Here is a 9,674-nt window from a genome sequence, read left to right on the forward strand (position 1 = left end):
ACCTTCCCTGATCCATAAGGATGACCCGACAATGACGACGCGCGACGCAGGCACCGCAGCCGGTGCCAATGCACTGCCCGACGGCCCGATCACCGGCGGTGAAGCGCTCGCCCGCATGCTGCTTGCCCATGGCATCGGCCCGCTCTTCGGCATGGGCGGCTTTCAGCTGCTGCCGTTCTACGATGCCTGCCGGCGGCTGGGCCTCTCGCATGCCCTGATCAATGACGAGCGCTGCGGCGCCTTCGCGGCCGACGCCTATGCCCGCGTCACCGGCCGGGTCGGCGTCTGCGATGCGACGCTCGGGCCGGGTGCCACCAATCTGGTGACGGCGCTGGTCGAGAGCTACAATGCCGGCGTGCCGATCGTCGCCATCGTCGGCGACACCCATCGCGACCACTCCTGGAAGAACATGACCCAGGAGACCCGCCAGCTCGACATTCTGCGGCCGGTGGTCAAGGAAGTGATCCGGGTGGAGCGCACCCACCGCATCCCCGAACTCGTCCGCCGTGCCTTCGCCGTCGCGACCTCGGGCCGCCCCGGCCCGGTGCTGCTCGACGTGCCGGAAGACGTCGCCCATGACGAGATCGTCTTCCAGGCTTCGGACTTCTATGCCGATCCGGCCGCCGAGGCGGCGCCCTCGCTGCGCTGCCGCCCGGCCTCGGCCGATCTGGCCCGTGCGGCCGATCTGCTGGCCAAGGCCGAGCGCCCGGTGATCCTGGCCGGCGGCGGCGTGCATCTGTCGCAGGCGGCGCCGGCGCTGGAAGCCTTCGCCCATGCCTTCGGCATTCCGGTCGCCCACACGCTTTCGGGCAAGGGCGCGATCGCCTGCACCGATCCGCTGTCGCTCGGCATCTTCGGCCGCTACAGCCGCATCGCCAACGACGTGATCGAAACCGCCGACGTGATCCTCGCCATCGGCTGCAAGCTGGGCGAGATCGCGACCAAGCGCTACAGCGTGCCGCCCGCGGGCAAGACGCTGATCCATCTCGACATCCTGGCCGAGGAATTCGACCGCTGCTATCCCGCGACCGTCCGGCTCTGGGGCGATGCGCGCGAAGGCGTCGAGGCGCTGACGGAAAAGCTCGCCCCCACCGCCGAGGCGGCCCGGGCGGCGCGTGCGGGCTATGCCACCGAAATCGGTGAGCGCATGGCCAAATGGCGGGCCGAGGTGGCGCCGAAGCTCAGCTCCGACGAGCGGCCGATCACCATGGCCCGGCTGATGACCGAGGTGACCAAGGCCCTGCCGGCCGATGGTCTGCTGGTCGCCGATGGCGGTTTCGCGGCCCATTGGGGCGGGCTCTTGTTCGACACCAAGCGTGCCGGTCGCGGCTTCGTGCCCGATCGCGGCTTCGCCTCGATCGGCTATGGCCTGCCCGGTGCGATGGGCTGCGCGCTGGCGGCCCCCGGCCGGCCGGTGATGGCGCTGACCGGTGACGGCGGCTTCAACATGACGTTGGGCGAGCTTGAGACCGCGCTGCGCATGAACCTCGCCTTCACCCTGATCATCGTCAACAACGCGGCGTCCGGCTATGTGAAGGCGCTGCAGCACCTGATGTACGGTACCGGCAATTACCAGTCGAGCGACCTGCGCGAGATGAACTACGCGAAGATCGCCGAGACCATGGGGGCCAAGGGGATCCGGGTCGAGAATCCGGACGACCTGTCGGGCGCGCTGGCGGCGGCGATGGCCGAGCGTGGCCGTCCGACGGTGCTCGACGTGGTGGTCACCCGCGATCCGGCCAACATGCTGCCGGGCGTCGACAGCCGGGCGGTGAAGGCCAAGAAGGGCGACCGCGTCGCCTGATCAGGCAGCGGCCGGATCAGCAGAATACCTGATCCCGAAGGGGGCTCCGTGCTAGTCTGACGTGGTGTCATCCCATCGTCACGTGTACGGAGCCCCCATCATGACCGAGACCACGCCCCGGCGTCCGCGGATCGCCGTCACCGGCAGTGCCGGCACCGGCAAGACCACGCTGGTCGATGCGCTTGGCCGCCATTTCGGCCTGCCGGTGGTGCCCGAGCACATGCGCAGCCGGATCGAAGCCGGGCTCGACCTGCACAAGCTGGAATGGCCGCAGTTCCGGGCGTTGATCCGGGAGCTGTATGACGAGCATCTGGCGGCGCGCGATGCCGCGATCGCCGAAACTGGCGGTGCCGTCACCGATCGCTGCCCGCTGGACACGCTGGGCTTCTGGCTGCATTACGGCTTCGGCTCCGACGAGGCCGAAACCGATGCGCTGGCGGCCGATGCGGTCGCCCAGATGGCGCCGCTCGATCTGGTGGTGATCCTGCCCGCCGGCGCCATTCCCTTCGTCGCCGACGGCGTCCGCTCGCCCAATCACTGGCTGCAGATCAAGTTCCAGATCCTGATCGAAGGCCTGCTGGAACGCTTCGCCCCCGACGTGCCGGTGCTGCGCATGCCCGCCGACGTGCTCGACCCTCAGGCCCGCATCGACGCGGTGCTGGCGGCCCTGCCCGAGGGGGTGCGGTGAGGGGAGAAGAAGAAGAAGGTGGATCCCCGCCTGCGCGGGGATGACGGCTTCCTCTTTTTTTAACAGAGGGTTAGCCCCGCACAAGCGGGGCTAACCCCTGTTTCGGGCAGGAGACCTGCCTTCAATTCACCTGGTTTTTGACTTTGTCGAACTTCAGCTTCGGCCAGTCCTCGACCGTGCGGTTCAGGTGCCAGGCGTTGCGGGCCAGGAAGACCGGTCGGCCGGTATGGTCGTCGGAGAGCGCCGAGACGTTGTTGTCGGCGAAGCGCTTCATCTCGGCCGGATCGCCCGACACCCAGCGCGCCGCATAGGCCTCGACCGTTTCATACGACACCGGAATGCCGTATTCGGTGCGGATGCGGTCGGCCAGCACGTCGAACTGCAGAGAGCCCACCACGCCCACCACCCAGGCGGAGGAGGTGATGCGCGGCTTCATCACTGCGGCGACGCCTTCCTCGGCCAACTGTTCCAGCGCCCGGCCCAGATGCTTGGCCTTCATCGGGTCTTCCGGGCGGATGCGGCGCAGCAGTTCCGGCGCGAAAGAGGGGATGCCGGTGAAGCGGATCTCCTCGCCCTCGGTCAGGCTGTCGCCGATGCGCAGCGTGCCGTGGTTGGGGATGCCGATGATGTCGCCGGCGACCGCCTCGTCGGCGATCTCGCGATCCTGGGCCAGGAACATGACCGGCGCGCTGACATTGACCGCCTTGGTCGATCCCACCGGCAGCAGGCGCATGCCGCGCTTGAAATGGCCCGAGCACAGTCGCACGAAGGCGATGCGGTCGCGGTGCTTCAGATCCATATTCGCCTGGATCTTGAACACGAAGCCGGTGACCTTGTCCTCGTCGGGCGCCACGTCGCGCGGCGTCGCCGGCTGGCGGCGCGGCGAGGGGGCGAGCCGGCCGACGCCTTCCAGCAGCTCGCGCACGCCGAAATTGTTGAGCGCGCTGCCGAAGAAGACCGGGGTCATGTGGCCTTCGCGATAGGCCTGCAGGTCGAAGGCCGGGCACAGCTCGCGGACCATGGTCACCTGGTCCTTCAGCTCCTGCCACTGGTCGCGGGGCAGGTGCTCGCCGATGGTCGGGTCGTCCAGGCCGGTGACCGAGAACGAGGCGTCATTGATGCTCGACCGGTCGCCGCGATCCATCAGCACCATGCGGTCGTCGAGCACGTGATAGCAGCCGCGGAAATGGCGGCCCATGCCGATCGGCCAGGCGGCCGGGGTCACGTCCAGCGCCAGGGTCTGTTCGATCTCGTCGATCAGCTCCAGCGGGTCGCGGGCCTCGCGGTCCATCTTGTTGACGAAGGTGATGATCGGCACGTCGCGCAGGCGGCAGACCTCGAACAGCTTGCGGGTCTGTTCCTCGATGCCCTTCGCGGCGTCGATGACCATGATCGCACTGTCGACCGCGGTCAGCGTGCGGTAGGTGTCTTCCGAGAAGTCCTCGTGGCCCGGCGTGTCGAGCAGGTTGAAGGCGAAGCCGTCATGCTCGAAGCTCATCACCGAGGCCGAGACCGAAATGCCGCGCTCGCGCTCCACCTTCAGCCAGTCCGACCGGGCACGCCGCTGCTCGCCGCGCGCCTTCACCGCACCGGCCATCTGGATGGCGCCGGAGAACAGCAGCAGCTTCTCGGTCAGCGTGGTCTTGCCGGCGTCGGGATGCGAGATGATCGCGAAGGTGCGGCGACGCGCGATCTCGGCGCCGATGTCGGTGATGTCGGTCATGCGCTCGGACGGGTTCGGAGGAAGGGAAAAGGACATGGTTTCTCGGGGCGATAGGTAGCGCGTCCGGGCGCGATTTTCCAGGGACTTCGGTCGGATCGGGCGGCATAATCGGGGAAGCCTGCCCTGCGGCCGATGCCAAGGCTGTGCCCCGCCCGCGTCGTTTGAAAGACGGGAAGCCGCCCTTTCGAAAGCAGCAGGCCGAAGGGGAGCGGACAGAAGGGGGTGCTCGGGGGAGCAGCTAAGGGAGACGCGGTGATGTCGAAGATGGATATGCGTCACGCCAGACTGTTCCGCGCCGGCCCTGATCAGGCCGTGCGGATCCCGAAGGGTTTTGAACTGCCGGGCGACGAGGTGATCATTCATCGCGAGGGCGACCGTCTGGTCATCGAACCCGTCGCCAGGCCGGGGCTGCTCGCGCTTCTGGCGACATTGGAGCCGATTGACGAAGCATTTCCCGACGTGGACGAAGGTCTGCGCGCCCTTGACGATATCGACCTCTGAATGGCCGACCTGCATCTCTTGGACACCAATATCGTGTCTGACCTGGTTCGCAACCCGCAGGGAAAGGTGGCGGCGAGGATTGCCGATGTCGGGGAGGCGCAGATCGCCGTCAGCATCGTGACGGCTGCAGAGCTGCGCTATGGTTGCTTGAAGCGGGGCTCTCCTCGAATCACGCAACAGGTTGAACTCATTTTGGGTGCAGTGCCGATTCTGCCATTCGATGAGCCATCGGACGCAGCTTATGCCCGGATCCGGCGGGACCTTGAACAGGCGGGTACGCCGATCGGCCCGAATGATCTGCTGATTGCTGCGCACTGTCTGGCACTCGGGGCTGTTATGGTGACGGCAAACGTGCGGGAGTTCAGTCGCGTAAAGGGGCTCATGGTCGAGAATTGGCTCGACTGAGCCAAAGTGCCTTCGGCGAGTATGTCCCCGATGGTCGCTATTGTACGTCGCATCACCCCCCGACCGCCGCGCCCAGGGCCGGTGCCGCGGATGCCCCGGCCGCCATGTCCGGGGCAAGGTCGAGGAAGGCGAGGATGGCCGAGAGGACGGCGGCCTCGTCCTGGCCCGGCAGATCGGCGTAATCATGCCCGCCCGGCACCGGCAGAATGCGGATGGTTCCGGAGAGGGTATAGCGCCCGGCATCCATCGCCGTGCCATAGGGATCCCGATCGCCCTGGATGATCAGGAAGGGCGTGTCGAGCCGGGCGAGGTGATCGGTGCGGGCCGGGTCTTCATCCTGCGACGGGTGCCTGAAGGGATAGCCGAAGCAGACGAGCCGCGTGATCCTGGGATCCGCGCCGGCCAGAGAGGTCACGATCCCGCCCGCGGAATGGGCGAGGCACCAGATCCGCCTTGCCGGCAGTGTGTCCAGATAGCTGCAAAGATCGCGCGCGGCAACGACATGCGCCCGCTTCCGCGGCCGGACGGCATAGTCCCAGCGGTCGGGACGGGTGAGCAGGATCATCGATTTGATCAGCCGTTCGACGATCCACCCGAGGGCGGGCCACCGGCGGCGCAGCGCCCCGACCTGCGGGCCGACCAGGGCCTCGAACCGGTGGTCGAGCAGCTTGAAGGTCCGGGTGGTGCGCGTCTCCAGCCAGCAGACCGGGATGCCCCGGTCGTGGATCACGCCAATGATCCGGTCGATCATCGACGAGGCCTGCCGATAATTGTTCCGGCCCATGACGATCAGCAGGGTGTCGGCGTCGGGCGACCCCAGATGGCGAACCGGCCCGATGCCCGGTCTCGCGAAAAAATGGGAGATCGGCATCGGTGGTTCACTCTGTGCGTTACTGCATCTGGCAGCCTGTTCTAGTGTAAGCGGGTGATGATTGCCTCACAAGCGGGCGTGCGCCAATTCCGTGCGGGTGCAGGCGCATGAGAGCCCGAGGCGTGTTCCGACCTGCGGGAGACCGATCCATGGCCGACCTGACCGATGCCGCAATCGATGCCGCCCTGGAGCGCGGCCGCCTTGCCCATGCGCAGGAACCGCGCGCCGCGGCGGCACGCTATGACCGCACCGAGGGTCTGGTCATCGTCGATCTGGAGAATGGCTGCGTCTTCGCCTTTCCGCCACGGCTGGTTGCGGGGCTGGATGGGGCAACTGCTGATCAGCTTGCCGCGGTCCGGATCCTCGGCAGGGGTTATGGCCTGCATTGGGAAGAACTGGATGTGGATCTGTCGCTGCCCGGGCTGATGGCGGGGCGCTTCGGTCCCGGGATCTGAGCGGACTGGCAGACGGAGCGGGCCCGTCCGATAGCGGGCGCTATTGCCGCCCGCGGTGCCGCCAGACCTCGGGCGGCGTGAACCGGCCGGCCCACAGGCCGCGGCCGGCGGCGCGGGCGTCGGCTTCCGGTGTGAGGTAAAGGCCCGAATAGCGACGATAGGCCAGCGCCAGCCCGTCGCGCACCAGCCGGGCGCCCAGATCCTCGCCGTTCGCCTGGCAGAGGGCGAGGGTGCGCTTATAGCGGTCGCGCCCTGTCACCACGCAGACCACCTCGCGTCCCTGTGTCAGTGCACGCAAAGCCTCTCCCGCGGCCACTCCGCAGGCCCAGGGCCGGCCTTCGCCGTCGGTACAGATCTGGTCCGTCTCCTGTGCGTCGATGCCGTAAAGCCGGACCCGCTCACCCGCAACTTCCAATGTGTCGCCGTCGATCACCCGTGCTTCGCCGGCCAGTTCCCGGGCGAGAGCATGGGGCGACGCCAACGCCACCGCCAAGGCGGCGGCGCATGCCGCTCCTGTCCTTCTCATCCGGTCCACCAACTGAAGCGCAGGACGGCGCGCCCGCCGTGAGATGCGCTTGAGCTTTTGGCTTGGTGGCCGGGGTTGAGAAAACCGTCACATGAGCGGCCCTCGGACCTTTAGGCGGAGCCTTGGACATACGTCCGAGCCCCCGGCCGCAAGAGCCAAGATAGCCGATTCCAGTTCGGCAGACCGCATGTGAAGGGGTTTCTCACGCCCCAGGCACCGGCTGCGTCCTCCGGTTCCCGGCTCGACAATGCCATGACGGTGGGGATAACGGAAAGGAAAACCGCTCTATGCGCGGTCCGCGCGATAAATACTGAAGGATGTCGCAGCTTTTATTATTCTAGCCGCATGGAATATCGCGGTGCGGATGTATTCGGTGCTGAAATGCGGGGAAGTCCACCGCCAGGAAAGCCGGCATGAAGACGCGTTGAGCGGAGGCGCCCCTCCGCCCTTCGGTCATCATCCTGGACTGCCGAAGCTTCGACCGGGGGTATTCAGCCGATCATGCGATATCGGCCCCCGAACTTTTCAGGCCACCGCCCTTGGACATCGTTCGGGCCCCCGGCCGCAAGCAGTCGTCCGGCCTGGGGCGAAAAGGCCGGATTACCGCATGTGAAGGGTTTCTCACGCCCTGAAGCAGACTGCGGCGATCAGCTTCACGAAAAAGAATAACAAAGATATCTCGGTTTTAAAATAGACAATAAAACAACCTGTGGAGGTATTTCATGGATCTCCTGATATACCTGCTGAAATTGATGCCGAAATATTAAATCGCTCTGTTCCTCGGGGGGGGATCGCAAATACGTAATATTATATAATTATATAATTATTTTATGGATTTGATGTAATTAATACATGATAACTAAACATTAAAATCATAGAATTACTTTGATTTATATATATGGGGATGTCATAGAATAATTGTGACAGAAGAATTGAATTAAGATAGTCAATAATTTGTTTACGCCTACCCGAGCGACGAATCACCGATCATTTGATCTTTTGTCTCCTTTTCCCCAAGTGCAAACCATTTGTACTTTACATAGTTCGAGGCGATCGCCATTGATTTTCCACACGATTTCGAAGGATGTCGTGGGCGTTCGCCTACATCTGTGATGGGTCTTCGAGGAATACTGTGCTTTTCGTTGGAACCCCTGGAGTGGATTCAAGCTTAAAAATGGAGTTTGAAGGCGATATGATCAAATTCGTACTTTTCTTGACCGGAGGGTAACTTGCATATTTATGCGTTCAAGGTTGAAAGTGTGGCTGGCAGCGCGACAACGACAACATTTAACGAAGTCGTTGATTATGTGATGTCTTTGCCTCTCCAAAAGAGATTCCATCTTGGCATAAGGTTGGAGACGGCAGGAACTGTTGGAGGAGAGACGGAACTTCACTTTTTGAAACTTCGGGAAACAGCGTTGCCTGGTAAAGCAACTGTCCTTAGGCCGGCGCAATCGCTGGGTCTTCAACCTGACGAAGCACTATCGGAAGAAACGGCGGGCATATTTTGGCAGTCGACAAGCATCTTGGTTCTACAAGGAAATCATTATGGACCTCGAAAAGGTTCGATAGAAGCCTATTTCAAATATTTTGCCTCTCGTGCTTCATGTTCATTAGGCCGAACTGGTCCAGCCGCGAATGAAGGTTTTGTGATAAGCCATATTTTGAACCAGCAGGTGCAGGCTCAGCTCAACAGGAAGACAATTTTTAAGTCGATTGATGTAAAAATAAACAACCCGCCCGCGAGTAGCGTGTTGCAGGCGAGTGGAGCCTCTCTGGGCGAGGTTCTTGAGATGGGAGTAGCTGGCGGTTCGCAGACGGTGACAATAAAATTGACTGCGGGCAGAAAGAAATATGAAACTATTAAACCCAGAATAGTGAGGGATTTAATTAAGAAGATTACAGGGGGTGATTACCAAGTCGAAAGTTTTAAAATAGGAGCGAAGGACGATTCCGATGATCGTACAGAGATACTCGATTTAATGAACGCGATTCTCCGAACTAGAATTGATGTTCTACCGGGTCCAGATAGAGAGCTTCCAAGAAATTTGAGGATCCAGGCTCTAAAAAAGGCCATGGCAGCTTGGACCAAGCAGGGGCTGACATAGTGTTGACCTCGGCTCAAATAGAGAAAATATATCCTTACGTATTGGCTGCAATATTGACAGTCGTATATAATTTTATCGGTGCTCCTATGCCTCCTGCAAATGCTTACACCGCTGTCTTGGGCGCAGCTGCAGGGGCGTCGGCTATTTTTGTCGGTTTTCTAAGCGCGACAAAGGCTGTCATACTCGGTACATCATCTTCTGCGGCCTATGTGATCTTGCGTAAATCTGGGTTTCTATCAATGCTTTTTGGTTACATAAAAAGTTCTATTTATTCATCAATATCATTGGCGGTCGCCTCAATTATTCTAATGTTTTTTGATCCAGAAAACCCAGTCGCACTTAATATCTGGCATCTAAAAATAGAAAACGGAATTTTTATTCCCTGGGTTTTCCTTGGCGCATTATCCGTTCTAACCCTACTTCGCGTGAGTAGGTTATTGTTTCGTTTGCTGGATCAGGTCTAACCAGCTGAGAGATTCAGGTTTGGCCGGTACTCTTAGAGCCCGTCCGGAAGGTTATTGAATCCGGTGAATCCGTTGTGATTCTATGCCGCGCCAGAGGAAATGGGAGCGGACAGAATGTGGACGACGGAA

General features: G+C 61.9%; 9 protein-coding genes and 1 pseudogene. 7 read left to right on the plus strand and 3 right to left on the minus strand.

Annotation, left to right across the window (positions count from 1 at the left end; genetic code table 11):
• The first annotated feature begins 31 nt into the window (after window positions 1-31).
• Together CMO28_RS13385 and CMO28_RS13390 are read left to right on the plus strand one after the other, a co-directional pair.
• A complete protein-coding gene (locus CMO28_RS13385) occupies window positions 32-1,804 on the plus strand; it encodes a thiamine pyrophosphate-binding protein (protein WP_296714217.1) in 1,773 nt (590 codons plus the stop codon).
• A 100-nt stretch (window positions 1,805-1,904) separates the two neighbouring features.
• Window positions 1,905-2,492 (plus strand): AAA family ATPase, encoded by a 588-nt coding sequence (locus CMO28_RS13390; protein ID WP_062768751.1) that lies wholly within the window; start codon window positions 1,905-1,907, stop codon window positions 2,490-2,492.
• 121 nt (window positions 2,493-2,613) lie between these two features.
• On the opposite strand, the gene CMO28_RS13395 is transcribed toward CMO28_RS13390, so the two are convergent.
• Window positions 2,614-4,206 carry a peptide chain release factor 3 gene (locus tag CMO28_RS13395; protein WP_041605381.1) on the minus strand — a complete coding sequence of 531 codons (1,593 nt, stop codon included), beginning with the start codon at window positions 4,204-4,206 and terminating at the stop codon, window positions 2,614-2,616.
• Between the two features lie 264 nt (window positions 4,207-4,470).
• Here CMO28_RS13395 and CMO28_RS13400 point away from each other — a divergent pair, with 264 nt between their 5' ends.
• Both CMO28_RS13400 and CMO28_RS13405 read left to right on the plus strand, forming a co-directional pair.
• Window positions 4,471-4,716, plus strand: a complete 246-nt coding sequence (locus tag CMO28_RS13400; protein WP_296714221.1) for an antitoxin — start codon at window positions 4,471-4,473, stop codon at window positions 4,714-4,716.
• A complete protein-coding gene (locus CMO28_RS13405; protein WP_296714223.1) occupies window positions 4,717-5,121 on the plus strand; it encodes a type II toxin-antitoxin system VapC family toxin in 405 nt (134 codons plus the stop codon).
• Between the two features lie 52 nt (window positions 5,122-5,173).
• Here the strand turns inward: CMO28_RS13405 and CMO28_RS13410 are convergent, their stop codons facing one another.
• Window positions 5,174-5,992, minus strand: a complete 819-nt coding sequence (locus CMO28_RS13410; protein WP_296714225.1) for an alpha/beta family hydrolase — start codon at window positions 5,990-5,992, stop codon at window positions 5,174-5,176.
• Window positions 5,993-6,141: 149 nt separating this feature from the next.
• Here CMO28_RS13410 and CMO28_RS13415 point away from each other — a divergent pair.
• Window positions 6,142-6,435: pseudogene (locus tag CMO28_RS13415) on the plus strand (DUF2442 domain-containing protein); the annotation flags it as partial.
• 52 nt (window positions 6,436-6,487) lie between these two features.
• On the opposite strand, the gene CMO28_RS13420 reads toward CMO28_RS13415, so the two are convergent.
• On the minus strand, window positions 6,488-6,928 hold the full coding sequence (locus CMO28_RS13420) for a thermonuclease family protein (protein WP_296714229.1): 441 nt from the start codon (window positions 6,926-6,928) through the stop codon (window positions 6,488-6,490).
• Between the two features lie 1,274 nt (window positions 6,929-8,202).
• On the opposite strand from CMO28_RS13420, the gene CMO28_RS13425 reads away from it, so the two are divergent.
• Together CMO28_RS13425 and CMO28_RS13430 are read left to right on the plus strand one after the other, a co-directional pair.
• On the plus strand, window positions 8,203-9,081 hold the full coding sequence (locus CMO28_RS13425) for a DUF6731 family protein (RefSeq protein WP_296714230.1): 879 nt from the start codon (window positions 8,203-8,205) through the stop codon (window positions 9,079-9,081).
• Window positions 9,081-9,545: a hypothetical protein gene (locus tag CMO28_RS13430; protein ID WP_296714233.1), complete on the plus strand. Its 465-nt coding sequence runs from the start codon at window positions 9,081-9,083 to the stop codon at window positions 9,543-9,545. The genes CMO28_RS13425 and CMO28_RS13430 overlap by 1 nt, the downstream gene beginning before the upstream one ends.
• Window positions 9,546-9,674: the final 129 nt, after the last annotated feature.

The organism is Tistrella sp., assembly GCF_002684955.1.
GTDB classification, from domain to species: domain Bacteria; phylum Pseudomonadota; class Alphaproteobacteria; order Tistrellales; family Tistrellaceae; genus Tistrella; species Tistrella mobilis.

Bases quoted from the DNA above. Each gene is read 5' to 3' on its own strand.
- CMO28_RS13390 (WP_062768751.1), top strand. From the start codon at position 1,905: ATGACCGAGACCACGCCCCGGCGTCCGCGGATCGCCGTCACCGGCAGT.
- CMO28_RS13400 (WP_296714221.1), top strand. From the start codon at position 4,471: ATGTCGAAGATGGATATGCGTCACGCCAGACTGTTCCGCGCCGGCCCT.
- CMO28_RS13385 (WP_296714217.1), top strand. From the start codon at position 32: ATGACGACGCGCGACGCAGGCACCGCAGCCGGTGCCAATGCACTGCCC.
- CMO28_RS13410 (WP_296714225.1), bottom strand. From the start codon at position 5,992: ATGCCGATCTCCCATTTTTTCGCGAGACCGGGCATCGGGCCGGTTCGC.
- CMO28_RS13405 (WP_296714223.1), top strand. From the start codon at position 4,717: ATGGCCGACCTGCATCTCTTGGACACCAATATCGTGTCTGACCTGGTT.